The organism is Salipaludibacillus neizhouensis (genome assembly GCF_002886185.1).
GTDB lineage: Bacteria > Bacillota > Bacilli > Bacillales > Salisediminibacteriaceae > Salipaludibacillus > Salipaludibacillus neizhouensis.
Map to the genome: position 1 here is coordinate 3,030,724 of NZ_KZ614146.1, position 19,052 is coordinate 3,049,775.

General features: G+C 37.2%; 14 protein-coding genes and 2 pseudogenes. All 16 read right to left on the reverse strand.

All coding sequences use genetic code 11. The annotated features are described in order from the left end of the window. Positions 1–62: 62 nt before the first annotated feature. On the reverse strand, positions 63–1,112 hold the full coding sequence (locus CEF18_RS14365; protein ID WP_110937103.1) for a TAXI family TRAP transporter solute-binding subunit: 1,050 nt from the start codon (positions 1,110–1,112) through the stop codon (positions 63–65). A gap of 31 nt (positions 1,113–1,143) precedes the next feature. Continuing rightward, on the reverse strand, positions 1,144–2,178 hold the full coding sequence (locus CEF18_RS14370) for a DctP family TRAP transporter solute-binding subunit (RefSeq protein ID WP_110937104.1): 1,035 nt from the start codon (positions 2,176–2,178) through the stop codon (positions 1,144–1,146). A gap of 166 nt (positions 2,179–2,344) precedes the next feature. Then, on the reverse strand, positions 2,345–3,004 hold the full coding sequence (locus CEF18_RS14375) for a response regulator (RefSeq protein WP_110937105.1): 660 nt from the start codon (positions 3,002–3,004) through the stop codon (positions 2,345–2,347). Then, positions 3,001–4,593: an ATP-binding protein gene (locus CEF18_RS14380; protein ID WP_223292311.1), complete on the reverse strand. Its 1,593-nt coding sequence runs from the start codon at positions 4,591–4,593 to the stop codon at positions 3,001–3,003. Before CEF18_RS14380 ends, CEF18_RS14375 begins: the two co-directional genes overlap by 4 nt. A 75-nt stretch (positions 4,594–4,668) precedes the next feature. After that, positions 4,669–5,742 carry an NAD(P)H-dependent flavin oxidoreductase gene (locus tag CEF18_RS14385; protein ID WP_110937106.1) on the reverse strand — a complete coding sequence of 358 codons (1,074 nt, stop codon included), beginning with the start codon at positions 5,740–5,742 and terminating at the stop codon, positions 4,669–4,671. Between the two features lie 29 nt (positions 5,743–5,771). Further along, positions 5,772–5,930: pseudogene (locus CEF18_RS27205) on the reverse strand (SLC13 family permease); the annotation flags it as partial. Between the two features lie 564 nt (positions 5,931–6,494). Further along, positions 6,495–8,081 (reverse strand): phosphoenolpyruvate carboxykinase (ATP), encoded by a 1,587-nt coding sequence (gene pckA, locus CEF18_RS14395; RefSeq protein WP_110937107.1) that lies wholly within the window; start codon positions 8,079–8,081, stop codon positions 6,495–6,497. A 43-nt stretch (positions 8,082–8,124) separates the two neighbouring features. Continuing rightward, a pseudogene (locus CEF18_RS14400) lies at positions 8,125–8,455 on the reverse strand (type I glyceraldehyde-3-phosphate dehydrogenase); the annotation flags it as partial. A 1,141-nt stretch (positions 8,456–9,596) separates the two neighbouring features. Continuing rightward, a complete protein-coding gene (locus tag CEF18_RS14405; RefSeq protein ID WP_110937108.1) occupies positions 9,597–11,582 on the reverse strand; it encodes a beta-galactosidase in 1,986 nt (661 codons plus the stop codon). Between the two features lie 374 nt (positions 11,583–11,956). Further along, positions 11,957–13,951 (reverse strand): transketolase, encoded by a 1,995-nt coding sequence (tkt, locus tag CEF18_RS14410; protein ID WP_110937109.1) that lies wholly within the window; start codon positions 13,949–13,951, stop codon positions 11,957–11,959. A gap of 71 nt (positions 13,952–14,022) precedes the next feature. Next, on the reverse strand, positions 14,023–14,712 hold the full coding sequence (gene alsE / locus CEF18_RS14415) for a D-allulose 6-phosphate 3-epimerase (protein WP_110937110.1): 690 nt from the start codon (positions 14,710–14,712) through the stop codon (positions 14,023–14,025). A gap of 238 nt (positions 14,713–14,950) precedes the next feature. Continuing rightward, complete coding sequence (locus tag CEF18_RS14420; protein ID WP_110937111.1) at positions 14,951–16,051, reverse strand: PTS fructose transporter subunit IIC; 1,101 nt, start codon at positions 16,049–16,051, stop codon at positions 14,951–14,953. A 201-nt stretch (positions 16,052–16,252) separates the two neighbouring features. Further along, on the reverse strand, positions 16,253–16,705 hold the full coding sequence (locus tag CEF18_RS14425; RefSeq protein WP_110937112.1) for a PTS sugar transporter subunit IIA: 453 nt from the start codon (positions 16,703–16,705) through the stop codon (positions 16,253–16,255). Between the two features lie 26 nt (positions 16,706–16,731). Beyond that, positions 16,732–17,049 (reverse strand): PTS fructose transporter subunit IIB, encoded by a 318-nt coding sequence (locus tag CEF18_RS14430; protein WP_110937113.1) that lies wholly within the window; start codon positions 17,047–17,049, stop codon positions 16,732–16,734. Next, complete coding sequence (locus tag CEF18_RS14435; protein ID WP_110937114.1) at positions 17,046–17,498, reverse strand: PTS sugar transporter subunit IIA; 453 nt, start codon at positions 17,496–17,498, stop codon at positions 17,046–17,048. The genes CEF18_RS14430 and CEF18_RS14435 overlap by 4 nt, the downstream gene beginning before the upstream one ends. Continuing rightward, positions 17,488–18,975, reverse strand: a complete 1,488-nt coding sequence (locus CEF18_RS14440) for a BglG family transcription antiterminator (RefSeq protein WP_110937115.1) — start codon at positions 18,973–18,975, stop codon at positions 17,488–17,490. The genes CEF18_RS14435 and CEF18_RS14440 overlap by 11 nt, the downstream gene beginning before the upstream one ends. Positions 18,976–19,052: the final 77 nt, after the last annotated feature.

Here is a 19,052-nt window from a genome sequence, read left to right on the forward strand (position 1 = left end):
GCACTAATAGAGGCAGGCCACTTGGCTGTATAAGTCACTCTTATTATTTACTTATTCATTTATTATTCCCATTCCTCCGGGTAAACAGATTCTGGTAACTCAATACCAATTTCCTCGTAGTACTTAATAGCACCTGGGTGTAATGGAACGCTTTCATTTTTAGTGATTGCTTCAGCAACGGCTTCTTTCATTGAAGCATGTGTTTGAGTCAGCATTTCACTGTTCTCATGGTAGGCTTTTACTAAATCATAGACAAAGTCTGGATTCTCATCCTTACGCACAATGCCAAAGTTAAACATTGCGATTGTTTCAATATCTTGATCTAAAGTAGTGTACGTGTCTGCTGGGATTGTGAACGGGAAGAAGTAAGGAAATTCCTCGATCACTTTATCTCTTGTTTCTCCTTCAATACCAAAGAAGTTAATATCACGTTGTACTTCAATTTCTGAAACAGCTGAAATAGGAATTCCTGCCGCATATCCAATAATATCTAATTGACCATCCATTTGTTGTGAAGCCATATCACTTGCTCCAGCTTGGACATTATCTGTGTCAAGACCTAGAACATCATGAATTAGTGGAACATACGTACCTGAAGTACCACCTGCTGGACCAACACCTACACGTTGCCCCTTAATGTCTTCTAACTTAGTCACTCCTGAATCTTCAAGTGCCCACCAGTGAATAGGAGTCGTATACATAGGGAAAACAATACGAACATCATCCATCGTTTCACCTGCTGTCCATTCCCCTGTGCCTGTATACCCTTCATAAGCTGGTCCTAAAGTTACAAGACCTAGATCTTGATCACCTGCTTGTGTTAATTGCATGTTATGAACTGGCCCTCCTGTTACTTCAACATTCGCAGTAATATCAAGTTTCTGTTCAAGTAGAGAAGCTAATCCTCCACCAACAATAAAGTAGGTCCCCCCTTGAGATGCTGTACCGACTTTAACAGTTGACGGGTATTCTTGGTATTCAACACTTGCTGAACCTGTATCTCCTTCATTACCCGGTAAGGCTGTTTCTTCTTCATCGCCGCATGCGGCTGTAAATACAAGTGATAAACCAGCAAATAGTACAGCAGTATTCTTTTTCCAATTCCATTTCATTACAATTCCCCCTGAATTTTTTTTGCGAAGTTTACTCTCCCTCATATTTTGGGAGAGTTTTTATATAATCGCTCCCAAACCGGTTTTCAAATTGTTGATATAATGGCTTGAAAGCGTCTTCCCACTGTTTTTTTTGATCCACTGATAAATGGTGAATAGCAATGCAATCACAGTTCTCTAAAGATTGAAAATTATTTTCATTTAACTCTTCAGCTATTTTTATCTCCCATTTTGAAACTTCCACCATTGTCTCGTGGAGTAGTATTTGTATATCTTTGGGAAGATCATTCCAAAAGGAATTATTCATTAGGACGACATAGCCTAAATATCCATGATTACTTACAGTTAAATGACTTTGCAAACTCTGTAAGTTTTTGCTATGAATGTTAGAAAAAGTATTTTCTTGCCCGTCAATTCGGCCATTTCCAAGTAATTGATATACCTCATTGAAGGAATTCGATTGAACGTTAGCTCCTAGTATTTCAAATTGAGATGCAATAATCGGACTAGGCATTACACGGAATTTCAAGTCTTTAAAATCACTTGTCTTAATTAGCGGATGACTTTCGTTTGTTATTTGTTTAAAGCCATTGTCCCAGACACCTAAAGGATAAAAACCTTTAGGTTCAAATTGAGCTAATAAATTACGCCCTATAGAACCACTTAAATATGTATGAACGTCCTCGACATCTCGAAAGGCAAATGGAAGATCCATCACTTGCCACTCAGGTACTTCATTCGTCATTTTAGAAGTAGCCGGAGCAATCATTTGAATATCTCCTTTCTTTAGGGCACTAATTTCCTCCCCGTCTTTATAAAGGAAACCATTAGGAAAAACCTGTACCTCAACAAACCCATTCGATCTTTCTTTTACTATTTTTGCAAATTTCCGTGCCGCCAAACCTTTAGGTGTATTCTCTCCTACAATGTGTGAAAAACGAATGATTATTCTTTCTTCCTCACTTAACTGCTCATGATCTTCTGTATAATCAAGTGAGTTACATCCTGTTAACAAAGTAAGAAAAAGCGCAAAAAGTACGACTAGCGGTGGACACCTATTAAACATTCACAGAAATCCCCCTGAACTATATTTTATTTGCGCTAGTTTAAATTGATCAAGTAATCAATTTAAATACTTTTGGTAACAATCTCTTCTAACTGCTCCAATTGTAAAGCGCTTTCATTGTAGTTACAATGTTGTACTCATACTGTTCTTTTTGGTCTTTATGGTCTCAGACAGAGTAATAATGACTCGGGCGTCCTACGGAACCATACTGTATGTGGACTTGGATCCTTTTCGATCGGTCAAGGAAATCTAAATATCTTCTTACTGTGACTCTAGCCATCCCCAATAAAGATGCTAATTGTTCTGCAGTTACAGGTTCTGATTGTTCAATTAATTTCAAAAGAATTTGTCGCATTGTTGCCTCACTCAACCCTTTAGGAAGTATCTCTTCTTGTTTTCCAACTTGTTTAAAATGATCTATGTCCTCTTGATTCAGCATAGAGACACCTTGAAGTTTACTCCACATTTTTTGATAACTCTCTAAAGCTACTTTAAATCGGTCAAAACGAAACGGTTTCACCAGATAGTCTACGGCTCCAAGACGAAAAACCTCATGGACTGTTTTTGCATCTTTTGCAGCTGTAATCATGATGACATCACAATGAATTTGTTTATTTCTAATAGACTTCAATACTTCCAATCCTGATTTGTCTGGTAAATACATATCAAGCAAAACCAAGTCAGGATTTTCTTTTTTTATTTTAGCTTCAGCTTCCTTTCCATTAGCTGCTGTCCCACACAACTTAAAAGGAGGGACCTTTTCCAAAAATCCCATGTTAACATCTAGCACCATTGGATCATCTTCTACTATTAGAACTTTAATCATTTTTCACCTCTGTTTACTTCAATTGTTATTTCTGTACCTTCCCCAACTTCTGATTCAACAGTTATTTCTCCCTGCTGAGCGGTAACAATTTGATTCACAAGAGCTAGCCCAATGCCTCGTCCCTCTTTTCCCTTTGTACTATAACCGTGAGTGAAAATCTTTTCCTGTTGATCAATGGTAATTCCTTTCCCCTCATCTCTTACTCTTATATAGAGAAAATCTGCATTTCCTTGTATTAGACATTCAACTACTTTACTCTCTTGGTCACGATTAAATGCTTCAAAGGCATTTTCAAGAAGGTTTCCTAAAATCGTAACCATATCTCCGCAACTAAAACCGTTTAGTATCTCTTTTAGATAACTATTCCGATCAATATAAAACGTAATCCCTAACTCACGTGCCCTTGATCGCTTTCCAAGCAACAAACCAGAGACAGAGTAATCACTTAATTGCTCCTTTAAAAATTGGATTACATTTTCTTCATCAACCGTTTCATCAATTATTAAGTCCAGAGCTTCTTCAGTTCTATCCAATTGGATTAGTCCCGCAATGCTATGAAGTTTATTCATGTATTCATGATTTTGAGCCCTAAGAGCATCGACTAATGCTTTCACTCCAGTAAGCTCCTCAGCAAATCGATTGGCCTCTGTTCGTTCAACCATCGTTATAAAAGACCCAACTAGCTTTCCTTTCACATGAGTATGATAGAAAGACAGTAGATAGATTTTCTCAAATAACACAGCATTTCGATTAATTAATTGCTGTTCTCCACTGGTTTTTAATTGATTTACGATTGCCTCCCAAGTTTTTAGTGAAATGTCTCGTAAGTGCAATTCCTTCGTCTCTTCTTCTTGATAGGTGTATTTTTTTGCTAACCTATTCATAAAAGTAACATACCCCTGCTCATCTAAGGCAATAATCCCCATATCCATTGCCTGCATTACAGCAGACCGTTCCTCTGCTAGTCTTGCTATTTCATAAGGCTCTAACCCAAAGGTTTGCTTTTTAACATTATTAGCTAGGAGAAAAGACCCTATTAATCCAAGTAGTAATCCCCAGATAAGTAATAATAAAAGATCATTGCTATACTGTGTGATCATAGCTTGAAACGTTGGTGTCAAGACTCCCACAACTGCAACACCAACCTGCTTAATCCCTTCTTCATCCATAATTGGTACAAAAGCTCTTACAGCTTTTCCTAAGGTTCCTTGTGCTTCGGAGGTATATTCATGTTCGGCTAAAGCAGCGAACTCATCCCCACCGACGAACATTTTTCCAATTAAACTCTCTGATGGATGGGAATAGCGTATTCGATTCATATCGATTATGACAATATAGTTTACGTTTGTTGCTAGTCTTGTTCTCTCTGCAATTGGTTGAATGATTTTTGACCCATTTAGTTCCCCAACATTGTTTCTTATGTCTGGCATTTGTGCTACTGTTCTTGCAATGGCAACTGCTCGTTCACCAAGTTCCTCTTCAAATGAATCTGTAATGCCATACACCATAATCCAACCACTCGTTACAATTGAAATTGATACCATAAAGAATGACATAACTAGTATTTTTAAACGTAAGCTTATTTTCAATAATTGTCTCCCTTTTAAAATTGTGTCATACCAAATTCCTTTTTTTAAGATAGCCAGTACTTGATTAAATTTAATTTACTTAAGATCACCCAAAATCTTTTCGGTTTCGGCCATAACTTCATTAATTATTTCCTTAACGTTTGTATTTCTAGCTAACATGGGACTTTGACCAGACCATAGTGACATTAACTCTCGGTTACTCTGTATGGACGCAACGCTTCTAATTTTTTTAGTGAGACTATTTTGAACTGGAAATTCAGGTAATTCCTCTTCTTTTTCTACCATATCTTCTATAAATTTATTTTTGATTCCTCTTGCCCATTTTCCTGAAAATGAACGTGTTAATACAGTTTGGTCATCGCTTGTAGTGAGAATCACTTCTTTATGTACTTTGTGAGCACCACTTTCTATACAAGTTAAAAATGCTGTTCCCATTTGGACAGCTTCTGCCCCTAAACATAAAGCAGCACTTAAACCCCTACCGTCCATAATTCCGCCTGCTGCAATAACAGGAATAGTCACTTGGTCAACAACTTGAGGTATTAGAGACATTAAACCTATTAATCCTTCATTTGAATCATTAATAAAGCTTCCTCTATGCCCCCCAGCCTCTATCCCTTGAACAGTAACACTATCCATACCACTTTTTTCATTTTCAATTGCTTCTTTTACTGTTGTGGCCGTTCCAACTAAAACAATGTTGTTCTGTTTTAGCTGTTTTATAACCTCAGTACTAGGTATTCCAAAAGTAAATGAGCAAACAGGCACTTGTTCTTCAATAACAACCTGAACCTGTTCTATAAAGGTTTGCCTTTCTGTCATTGGACTAGGAACTTCAAAATCCTCAGCGTTAATATTAAATTCTTTATAATAAGGCTGTAAAATATCAATGGCTCTGTTTATATCACTAGTTGAAACAGAAAATTCATTAGGAACAAATAGATTAATACCAAAGTGATTCGTCTTTTGTTTAATCTCTCTAATTTCTTTACGCATTTGAGAAGTATTTAAATAACCAGCTCCAAGCGTCCCCAAACCACCTGATTCTGAAATAGCAGCAACTAGGTTCGCTGTTGTTATACCACCAGCCATTGGTGCTTGAATAATTGGATGTTTTATATCTAGTAGTTCTGTCAGTTTATTTTTCATAGACTCCCCCCGATTAGATTAAAGTTCTAGGATAAAAGTAACCCACCTAGAAATAAGAAGATAATTGGGTTACCATAAGAAGCTGTTACTACGTCGACTTCTAATGCTCCCGTTATTGGCAACAAAATTATTGGCAAGAGTGACGTTGCTGGAATAGGAATAGCTTCTGTAATCCACCATGTGGCTACATTTGTTTCAGTATGTGTAAATTTATTATCTGCGCTTTCATAATAACGACAATAAAAAGTTCATATTATTCTTTTAGGTCTTTAAGTTCTATTTAACCTCTATTTAATGTGTCTTTTTTCCCAGATAATAATCCCTCATTTCCTCACAGTTCTCCTATTGAAAGCATTGGCTATTTTTTTGTTAGAGAACATATCAGTTATGTTGGATCACCAATTTTCATGCGATAAAAAAGTACTACCTCATTGTTGAAGTAATACTTGCAAGCACCTAATTTTCTTGCTTGTTAGTAGCCGCTATTTATAATAGCTTGTTCATAGTCTATAGGGGGGTCAACATCGAAAATAATAGAGGCATCATTGATATTCAATAGGTTCACTCGTATATTTTTGCAGAAGATATTCCCCACCCGATCAGCTTGATTTTTACTCACATTTAGCGATGTGGCATTCCAAAAAAAAAAACGGATACAGGTAATCATTTAGGTTTTATGTCTCTATCAAATGATTTTTACACCAGAATCGTTTTCTCTCCTTGAGAGCTGAAAAGTTGGCTCCGCTTTTTCGTTATACTAAAGGTCCGCCTAGCTCAACAATCTCTCCAGATACGCTTGTGAACTTTTTGAAGTTTTCTTTGAACTTGCTGGCAAGATCTAATGCTTTTGCATTATAAGCTTCTTTGTCAGTCCAGGTTTTTTCTGGCACTAATACGCCATCGGGAACACCTGGAACACGGAGCGGAATTTCCAGACCGAAGATGTCATCCTTTCCGGTTTCCACGTTGTCTAATTCGCCATTAAGGGCTGCTTTCACCATTGCGCGCGTGTAGGAAAGATTCATACGTTGCCCTTCGCCGTATTCGCCGCCAGTCCAGCCTGTGTTCACTAAGAATACTTTTGCATTGTGCTTTTCAATTTTTTCTCCCAGCATTTCTGCATAACGAGATGCGTTAAGCGGTAAGAATGGAGAACCGAAGCATGTAGAAAACGTTACTTGCGGAGATGTAATCCCCCGCTCTGTTCCAGCTAACTTACTCGTGTAACCGCTTAAGAAATGGTACATGGCTTGTTCTTTGGATAACTTGCTGATTGGGGGTAAAACGCCGAATGCATCAGCTGTTAAGAACACAATTGTATTTGGGTGTCCGGCAACACTTGGTAGTATGATATTATCGATTGCGTCAATTGGATAGGCTGCACGTGTATTTTCTGTTAGAGATACATCGTTGTAATTTGTAAGACCAGTATTTTCGTCAATCATAACATTTTCTAGTACAGAACCGAATGTAATCGCATCAAAGATTTGAGGTTCCTTCTCGCGAGATAGGTTTACGCATTTTGCGTAGCAGCCGCCTTCAATATTAAACACACGGTTATCAGACCAGCCATGCTCGTCATCACCGATTAACTTGCGGTTTGGATCTGCAGATAGCGTTGTCTTTCCTGTACCCGATAAGCCGAAGAACAACGCCACATCGCCTTCTTTAGACACGTTTGCAGAACAGTGCATAGGTAGAATGTCTTGTTCTGGCAACAAGTAGTTCATAATAGAGAAAATCGATTTTTTCATTTCACCTGCATACTCAGTACCGCCGATTAGTATAACACGCTTTTCAAAAGAAACGATGATGAACGTTTCAGAATTTGTACCGTCAATAATTGGATTTGCTTTAAATGTCGGAGCAGATACGATTGTAAATTGATCATCTAGTTTAGCGGAATCAATCACTGTCGGACGAATAAACAATTGATGTGCAAACAAGTTATGCCAAGCGTATTCATTTATAACTTGAATTGGAAGGCGGTGGCTGTGATCCGCTCCAGCAAAGCCTTTAAATACAAAGATTTCTTCTTTTTCTTTCAAGTATTCTAGTACCTTTATGTACAGATTATCAAAATGCTGTTGGGAAATCGGTTGGTTTACAGTACCCCAATCAATTTTGTCAGCAGTGGATGCTTCTTTCACAATGAATTTATCTTTAGGAGAACGACCTGTGTATTTACCTGTTGAAACTGAAACAGCACCAGTAGAAGTTAATTTTCCTTCTTTTCTCATTATTACTTTTTCTACTAGCTGCGAAACACTTAATTGAACCTGTGCATTGCTTCCATTTAGTAAATCATGTAATTCAACTTGGGCCTTCACATTACTCATATACATACCATCCTTTGTCTTTTTAATAAAAAATCCTCTTAATTCATATAAATAGTTTTGTTAGGGGATCATCTCTTGAAATATGTTTCACATTTTTTTGGCTAGCAAACTGATCTGCTACTAGCTTTACGAGGTCTACTACGCGGCAGGAGTAGACCCACTCATTATCATACCAGGCAAGAACCTTTACCTTACGGGTTCCAATAACGAGTGTAGATAATCCATCAATAATGGACGAACTTGTTTGTATTAAAATCTACTGACACAAGCTGCTCATTACAGAACTCTATAATACTCTTCATCGATCCTTGGGAACCAGTCTGAAAGGCATTATTAATTTGTTCCACTGCTAGATCAAGATTTATCTTTATAAGTTAGCGTTTTCATTTTCTTCGATGTTCCATACTTAATGACTTTCTCTCCTCTGTATTTTAATAGTTCCGTAGAATAATAAAAGTTTATGTAACTAATGTAAGCGTTTTTTAATTAAAAAAAGTTAGAAGCCAAATAGCTGCTTACCCAGGCTATCGAGAAATTCTAGAGATTAGCCAAAATTAAGGTGCTAGAATGAAAGCGCCAAGTGGTTTCTTTGACGGTTATTATTCTTGCATGATGCTAATTCCTATATATTCGCTTAGCTCAATTTGTTTCTTTTGGTATAAATAGTTTCTAGCTTGAAATGCCAAGGTGTGACTTATTAGTATGGTAATTAAAGTGCTATATAAATAACATTCAAATCGTTCTATTTTCATTTTCTTGATTATTTATTCCAAAAATTTCATTTCCGTGTTCTTCATAAGATCCCAATTTCTCAACGTAACGAATACATACTATACACCACTTACTCCGATAGTTCTTCACGTGGCACATTAATAATAATAGTGTTATATGTGTTTTTGTTAAGAGTGTGGCTGGTCAGAACCACTCCCTTCTTTTTTCGGGTTCTTTTTTGCTTCTCTAGTCTGCTGGGCTTCGAAAAGAAGGCGCGGTACATATTCTTTCTTTACTTCATGAGGGCTCTCATGTCAATGCGGACATGCAAGACAAAGCTGCAAGTAAATTTGAAGAAACATACTTCAGTAAATACTAATACTTTAGCAGACTAAATGTGCACAAAGCCTAAAATAAATAACGACACCATTCCTCGTAAAGACGAAGAACCGCGTCGTTGATAGCGTTATGTATGATTGAGCATAGCGGGCTAGAACCGCTGACCTCTTGACTGTCAGCCTTGAGATTAGTTTTTCTTTTAGAACGATAAGTTGCCTTCGCAATACTTATCGTTCTTTATTTCACATAGTTCACAGGGCTTTCTCCAACTATTCACTTATTTCTTTCGAACGTTGCATTCCACCTTCAAATGTAACCTTGACTTTCCAGCTCTTATCATCGACACTAATCAGTAAAAGTTTAGAAAAACTCCTCTCTATCGTCCTGCATCAACGTTAAATTTGTCATTAGTTAATCAATTTTCTATATGACTTAATTTTACTCCATCGTTCCTTATCCTTTATTTTAAAAAGAAATTATTCGATATTCGTAGGGTCCAATCTCTAATCGTCCCGCTGAAATCATCTCTTCTGTTAAACGATCCATCGCTTTTTCTGGAATGGTCACACTTCCACCTTCTCCATCCATATTGACAATCACCCACGATTGCTTGCCTTCATCATCGATTCGCGGTGCGACAATCGTTCCATTCGTCACATCCGTTCGCACACTTACTCCTGCTTCTGTTGCATAATGATCTATGAGTTTCATTAATAAGGAATCCCCATCTTCCTCCACAGGTAAAGAACCGATGTGAACTATTTTCCCTTTTCCAACTTTCGATTCTGTTATGAAGGCCTTTCCATCTGAGTTGCCTCCTGCAATCGTACCGACAGCCGTTTGCTCATCATATTCAAACACCGTACTCCATAACACTAACGGTGCTTTTTCACCAAATGCATGACCGACTGAGCCGGTTCCATCCATCGGATATGTGTACAACGCTTCGATCCCGGCGATTTCTTCAAGCTCTCCGAGTGCGGCATTTGTATGAATCGTATGCTCTTTCGTTCGTCCGCCACTCAGAGGCCCAACGATCCATGTACCACCACTTTTCACAAAATCAACAGCCCGCTTTCGATATTCATCTGAAATATACGGCAAGAATGGTGTAAATAATAGCTTATAGTCTTGTAAGCTTTCCTTTTCCGGAATCAAATCACGATGAACCCCTAATGAGACAAAATGGTTATAAAAATTAGTCACTAATGACCTGAAATCCATTTGCTGGTGAGGTTCCGTTTGAAAGAAAGCCTTTGCTTGATCCGAATACGTTATCGCGATGTCCGCTTGCTGGGGCTTTGTTGCAACCATAAATGGCTCCACTTTCTTTCTCATCTCTTCCACATCTAAGACACTTTGAAAACCGACCGTTGGCTTCCCCCAAGCACTAATTACCGAACCATGTGGTTGCTCACAGCCTGCTCGTTGCTGTCTCCATAACCAATAACAAAAAGCTTCTCCACCTAGAGCATACGAAGCAATCGCCTCTGCTCGTAAATAACCATTTGCATGTGGACTTGCATAGCTCTCAAGCGAAGCAGCATGTGACGTGCTCGTTTCCATAATCCAAAAGTCTCTACCTTTTTTAAAGTTACGCCACAGATCACAATTCATTAAATAGGATGCTTTATTCTCCTGTGATGCATATGTATCAAACGAAGCAAAGTCTAGATTTTCAAATAAACGTTCATTATCAACTGAAAATGGAACATTACTATTATGCGTAATTGGTGCGTCTGAATATTGCCGAATAATTTCGGCCTGACTATCAGAAAACTCCGCTATCTTTTCCATTGAAAACTGGCGATACATCGTACTTAATGAAGAATTATGCAAAAATGGAGCAGGACCAGGCTGTGGCACTTGATCAAACGAATAGTAATATTGACTCCAAATCTTCGTTCCCCACGCCTCATTTAGCTGTTCAATCGTTTCGTAGCGCTCCTCTAACCATTGGTGCCATAAAGTACGACATTGCTCACACATACATTCACTCACATGACATTTAAATTCGTTATCAATTTGCCAACCAATCACTCCTGGCAATGAACCAACTGCTTTGGCAATATGTTCTGTAATCTCATTTGCTTTCTTTCGAAAGTACGGATGATTCGTACAAGCATGCTGACGCGAACCATGTCCCATGACAGTATGATTCTGACTGACATACATCCGCTCAGGGTGGTTATGAGTGAACCAGATAGGAGGAGTTGGCGTCGGCGTACACATCACCGTCTCGATCCCGTTTTCATGTAGCTTATGAACAATATCTACAAAAAAACGTATGTCGATATTTCCTTCTTCCTGCTCCATCGTATGCCAAGCGAACTCCCCCATTCGCGCTACGTTAATACCTGCTTCCTTCATGAGCAGAATATCCTCTTCAATCACCTTTTCATTCCAAAGCTCAGGATAATATGCTGCTCCATGGTATAGCTTTTTTGCCATTTGTATCACTCCAACTTATTTTGTTTTATAGCTTAAATTGAATACGCTTACTTTTTATCAATAATTTATTTCAAATACTTCTTAACGAACTTAATAGATTACTAGAATATTCATCCTATAAACCTTGCATACCACATCTATTTAAAAATTTTATCATGTACAATACATGGTGTCTAATTAAGAAAGCTCTAAAAACCTTTGACAATCAACGGAAATGAGTACTTATTAATTATAAATTTCTAAATTGAATTCTTACTTTTTTAAATGCTCAATCTGTCCGAAATACTCACAATACATTTGTCCAAAGCATAAAAAAGACCCTTTCCACCGAAGTGAAAAGAGCCTTGAAACGTAGATATATAGCAAAATCAATACTACAAGTTTTTAAAAGCATCTTGAATAGCCTTAATTGTAAAACCAAATTCACTAACAATTCTATTTCCTGGAGCACTAGCACCAAATCTATTAATAGACAATGAAGTGCCTTGATCACCAACATATTCTTCCCAACCAAACTTGGATCCCATTTCTATTGAAATTCGCTTTTTCACTTCTTTCGGTAATACAGATTCTTTATATTCCAATGATTGTGCTTCAAACAAATCAAAACTTGGTAAGGAAACAACCGATACATCGACACCTTCTTCTGCTATAGCTTTTTGAGCACCGATTGCTAAGCTTACTTCTGAACCAGTCGCAATCAAGATACCTTCTGGCATTTCACCTTTCTGTGGTGAGATAACATAGCCTCCTTTAGCTACATTTTCATTCGCATTTTCTTTTGTTCCTTCAATGACAGGTAGATTTTGACGACTTAACACCAAAACTGTGGGTGTCTCTGTTGAAGTCATCGCAATTCTCCACGCTGCGCGAGTTTCATTTCCGTCAGCTGGACGAATAACATGAACATTTGGCATAGCACGCAAGCTAGATAATTGTTCAATTGGTTCGTGTGTTGGCCCATCTTCTCCAACTGCTACTGAATCGTGTGTTAAGACATACGTTACAGGGGTGCGTAGAATTGCGGATAAACGAAGGGCTGGTCGTAGGTAATCTACAAAAACAAAGAACGTTCCGCCATAAATATGTGTACCGCCATGTAGTTGGATCCCATTCATTGCACAAGCCATCGCAAATTCACGAACACCAAACCAAATGTTGCGACCTTCGTATTGACCAGGTTGGAAATCTTTTTCATCGGCAACCATGGTATTGTTGGAGACAGATAAATCGGCAGAACCGCCCCATAAACTTGGTACAGCTTTTGATAAAGCTTGAATCATATCTTTACTTGAAACACGGCTTGCTTGGCTTTCACCTACTTCATAAGTTGGTAGCTCACTGTCCCAACCTTCTGGTAATTTCCCAGCAAATGCTTGTTTGAATTGCTTAGCTAATTCAGGATATGCTTTTGCATAAGCGTCAAACTTTTGATTCCAAGCTTCTTCAGCGGCTTGACCACGATCTTGAATAGATTCTTTAAAACGAGCGTCAGCTTCTTCCGGAACAGTAAAAGCTGGGTAATCCCAACCATAAGCTTTTTTAGCAGATTCAATGCCTTCTGCACCTAATGGGGCGCCATGAACAGAGGATGTCCCAGCATTTGGTGCACCAAACCCAATGACTGTTTTTACTTCAATCAATGTTGGTTTATCTGTTTCTGATTGAGCTTCTTCTATCGCTTTTGAAATCGCCTCTAAATCCGTGCCGTCCTTCACTAAGATATGCTGCCAACCACTCGCTTCAAATCGTAGTCCAACATTTTCGGTAAAGGCTTTGGAAGTAGGTCCATCTAATGAAATATCATTTGAATCATATAAAACAACCAATTTGCCTAGTTTTAAGTGTCCTGCTAATGAAGCAGCTTCTTGTGAAACCCCTTCCATTAAATCTCCATCTCCGCATAGTGCGTATGTGTAATGATCAACAACGTTATATTGTTCACGATTATAAGTTGCGGCTAAATGCGCTTCTGCCATAGCCATTCCTACAGACATAGCGATTCCTTGTCCTAAAGGCCCAGTAGTTGCTTCTACACCATCTGTATGGCCCACTTCTGGATGTCCAGGAGTTTTGCTTTCCCATTGACGAAAGCTTTTTAAGTCATCTAATGTTACTTGGTAGCCTGCACAATAAAGCATGCTATATAGCAATGCAGAACCATGACCTGCTGATAACACAAAACGGTCGCGATCTATCCAGTTACGTGAAGTTGCTGGATTAATTTTTAGGTACTTTGTCCATAATGCATACGCCATTGGAGCAGCTCCCATTGGTAGACCCGGATGCCCGGAATTTGCATTTTGTATAGCATCAATACTTAATGTACGTAACGTATCTACACCAAGTTGATCAATTTTATCAAACATATATTTCCCTCCAAGAATAGAGGCTTTCAAACAATCTGTGATACAGATTGTTATAAAGCCTCTAAAATTTTTTATATTAATACTTTTCCAGTGATTTCCTCATAATCTTTCGTCATGATTTCCCATGATTTTTCGATATCTTCATCTAATCCAAATAAACCGCTACGACCTACGATATAAATATCAGGACCGGCTTCATCAATTCTTTTAAATGATTTGCGGTTAGATGATCCGTCCATTTCAATGACGTATTGATAATTCTTTTCTTCTCGTAATTTTCTTAAATCCACAATTTTATCTAGAGTGCCCTCGATAAAACGTTGCCCAGCAAACCCTGGATCAATTGTCATTACTGTAATTTTATCGACTAATTCAATATAAGGGAAAATCGTCTCAATAGGAGTTTCAGGATTTAAAACGACTCCTGCTTTTAATCCGGCGTCATGTATTTGATCAATCAATCGAAAAGCTAGACCATCAAGTACTTCTGCATGCATGCAAATCCATTCGCATTTAATATCAACTAGTTTCTGAACCCAGAAGCTTGGATCCGTTACCATAAGATGAGCAGAAATAGGCAAGTCACTTATTTTTCTAACTTCTTCGATAAACCAGGGGGATAATGTAATATTGGGAACATAATGCCCATCCATAATATCGATATGATAAGAATCTACGTGATTGTTTAAAAAAGTAATTTGTTCTTTGAATTTATCTAAGTCCATTGTCATCAGGGATGGTGAAAATTCTACTTTTTTCATAATTAATTGTCCTCCTTTTACTTAAATCAATTTTATAATTCAACTTTCTAATAATAAACGAATGTTTTTTTAATAATATCCCTTGTTGTTCGATTTACGTTACAGACGAACGCTTGACGTGAGTGAGCTTGCTTGGCCGTAGTCTTGTCATCACCCCGTCAACCAGCTCTTAAGCAGTAATTTCGTCTCTTCTATATTTGCTGTAACTAAGAAAAATTTCATAAATCTCGCCTTTGTATTACAAAATTTTAATATCATTCACATCAATATCATCTTCTTCAACTTCTGTTTGTAAGTTGATTTGCTCTTGTGTCTTATTTTTCATAATTAAAGCCAAGGTTAATCCTGTTACAAGAATATTCACCAATAGTGCTGCAACCCCTGACCATGGATTGGTCATAGTAGGTAACATTAATACGCCACCAAACGGTACAGTTGCATCTGCACCCAACGACATAGATACAGCTCCACCGGCAGCTCCACCAATTGCGGTTGCAATCACACAACGAACAATATTATTCATAACAATTGGAATTACACCTTCAACAATATTAATAAAGCCCATCGGTACTGCCGATTTCAACGCTTCCGTTTCTATTGGCGTATAGATATTTTTTCTGAACAACTTTGCTATAAAGTAAGCTAACCCAAAGCCAATTGGTGTTGCTGTATTTACTAACTGTAAGGCTGTAATTGGTCCATTGACACCTTCTGCCTGCATTGTCAATACAAAGGCAAACACTGTTTTGTTAATAGGTCCACCATAGTCAACTCCACTCAATATACCGACAACTCCACCAAACATTAACAAGGAAGAAGACCCCAAACTGTCTAACGCATTTGTTAATAATGATGTAAAAGCAGCTATTGGTAAACCAATTACGTAAACCATGATTAAACCACCAATAATGGAAGTAAAGAATGGAATGATTAATGTTGGCATTAGTCCTTTAGCCCACTTAGGGACTTTAATGTGTTTTAGAATAGCTATTGCAAGGTAACCTGCTAAGAAACCTCCCAAAATACCACCAATGAAGCCAGCACCAATTGCATTAGCAGTTAAGCCGATAATAAAACCTGGAGCTATTCCTGGTTTTTCTGCAATAGAGTAAGAAATCCCTGTAGCTATAACGACAGGCAGTAACCCTAGACCAGCACCTCCCATTGTAGCTAAAGTATCCCAAATGGAAAATTCACCTTGTATTAATTGATCCTGGAAAGTACCACCGAATCCCATGCCAATGGCTATTAAAAAACCGGCTCCGCAAACAATTGGAATTAAAAATGAAATAGCCGTCAATAAATGTCCTTTAATGTTTAATTCCTTAAGTTTATCCATCTTCCATCCCCCTATAAGGCTTATATTTGTTGAATGAACAAGCTATCTGTTCTGCTGTTCATTCATTTATTGTTCTTTGTGATGCTATGCAATTTTATGTTAATTTTCATAACTTTCAATCATTAAAAAAATAGAGGTTTAAGCTCTCAGCGTCTTATGCTGTAGCTTCGCTATATTATTTAATGCACCTTTGCACAACTGTTAATTAGCAAAAGCTTCTTTTACATCTTCTGTTTTTTCTGACTGTAACAATTTTTCAATTACTTCATCATTACCTAGCTTTCTTGCAAATAATGATAATAATTTCAGGTGATTTTGTGCTCCTTCGTTGTCATTACCCACAGCAAATAGAATAATTCCTTTAACTCCGTTCCCATCCATGGTTTCCCATGGGATTTCGCTCTTATTGATCCCTATCGCAACTCCTAGTTTTTTCACAAAATCACTTTTACCGTGTGGAATAGCAATGTAATTTCCAATTCCTGTTTGTCCTATTTCTTCCCTAGCATAAATATCTTTCATAAAACGTTCAATATCGGTGATATACTCGTTTTCCAGAAGTAAATTCGCTAGCTCGATCAAAGCTTCATCTTTACTTTTGGCGTTCATATTTGTTTTGATTGTGTGTTCATTCAAAATCCCGCTTATTTCCATTATTACACCTCGAATTGGATAGATTTTTATTGTTTCTGCTTCACTACTTCTTCTGCTTTTTCAATCAGCTTATTAGGTGACTTCACAGCAATTTCTGTCGCCACTTGAATGATACGCTTTCCTTCAAACCGATCTCGTCCTGATATTTTTACGTCCGCTGCCAGGATAATAATGTCGGCTTCCTGGATTTGCTGAGGAGTTAATTTATTCTCTGTCCCGATCGTCCCTTGTGTCTCTATGGAAATCTCATGCCCTGCTTTCTTTCCTGCGTTTTCCAACTTTTCTTGTGCAATGTACGTATGTGCGATTCCTACTGTACATGCTGCAACACCAACTATTTTCATCGTGATTCCTCCCTAAATGTGATTATTTCTTTGTGAAAGACTGATTTTTCTTCTATATTTAATAATCGGTCTAAATAACCTTCATTGGCTAAAGACTTGGTAAATAAAGTGATTTTTTTCTTTATTGCTTCTTCTTCATCCTTCTTCAATAGAATAGTAATAATCAGTCGAATATCTTCTATAGTGTCGTCCCAACATATAGGCTTTGCTAACCTGAAGAATAAGATTTGGCTTTCTATTATGTGCTCACTTTCAATATGAGGTAACAAAACATGTTCCTCTATCTGAGGGCTTCCGGCTTTTTCCCGTTCTTTAAATTGATGAAAAATTGCCAGTTTTTGTTGAGAAGAACTATGTTGACCTGCGATTTCCGAAATAAAGTCATATACTTGATCTTTTGATTTTAAATCGCAGTCAAAATAAATTTGAAAAAAAGAATTACCGTTCATGATAAATCTCCTCTATCTTTCTCTGAAGTCTCTTCTGATCTTCAATGGTAAACATCGCACTCACTATTAGAAACGGTATATTGTCTTCGATGTGAACAGTGCTCAGGATTAATTCAATATCTGAGTATTTTTCTTTAAACATCTGCATATTTCGTGATGCTACTACGTCCACAATTTCCAACTCTGGAAACTTTTTTGATGCCTTTGCTTTTAAAAGTTCTGAAGTTCCAATCCCTGTTGTACACATGATAAGTGTTTTTATAGGACGCTGATGCTCGCTCGTTTCGATCATTTTTGCAAAGTAGAGGGTAATAAATCCATTTTCATCGTCATTTATTGCTGGTAAATTAAATTTTTCACTTATAAACTCAGATACGTTTGTGACGCTGGTAAATATCTCTTCATAAGTCACCTTAATTTGACTTAACAAGCTATTTTTAACTCTAATTTTATGTTCTAATCTATTAAGCATTGGTTTAATATGATTTGCCAAATCAACGAAGATTGGTTGATTGTCCATATCTAAACCTATTCTCGTACTCATTTCATCAATGTATAATTTAGTTACCTGGATTACTCTTGAAGATAAGTTCGATGTTGTAACAAGAGTTCCTTGCATCCTCGATGACACTAAATATTGATAAAGGAAATAAATCTCAATTTCCGGTAATGCATTATTCAAATATTTCTCCATGTTATATACGGTAGATTTAGCCACCTGATATAAATTAAAGTCTTTTTTCATTTTCTCCGTCTCTTCACTAGACTCTTTATCTGTATATATAAAAGCTGAACTTTTTCTCGAGCGATTTAGTAATATATACAGGTGAGAAAAGATATTTACGTTGTATGGATAAGGTATCGTTATATTCAAATCTTTTTCTATATTTCTTAATTGATCCAACATAAACAAAACGTCATACTTACTGAATTTAAGCTCCTGATTTGTTTTTAAATCATCGATATCAATAATATTAAATATTTCAATAATGTCCTTGATTGCCTTCCTAATATTAACTTCTTCCCCTATGATAGCCAGCGTCCTGTTTTTTCTCTCCAGAACTAAATTGTACTTTTTAAGTTCTTCGCTCATGATCTGTCCGTCATTAAAAACAACGGAATCTCCCACATAATAGGCACTGAATAAGTGGTGGATTTTTATAGGTTTAGGCGAAGATAACAATAATTCCTCCATAATTCGTTTACGTCTTTCATTAGGAGAAAAATGGTCTTCTTTGTAATTCTTATTGCTTATTTGATAGTTAATAAATTCTTCGTAAAGTAGTTTGTAACCCCGTCCTTTTTCAGATACAATCAGTGAATCATCCGCGCACTTATCGTTAATTTCTTTTATTAAACGGTATACTGTTTTTTTAGAAGTATGAAGTACATCTGCTAAATCCTTTGAAGTAACATAATCTTGATTTTTTGAAAGAAACTGTAGCAGCTTTTGTTCACGATTGTCTTTAGAAATCACAACATCCCTCCTAGCTATTTCTATATTAACTTAGTTTTAAGAAAGCGCTTCCCTGATAATTGACCGTTGCAACGGTC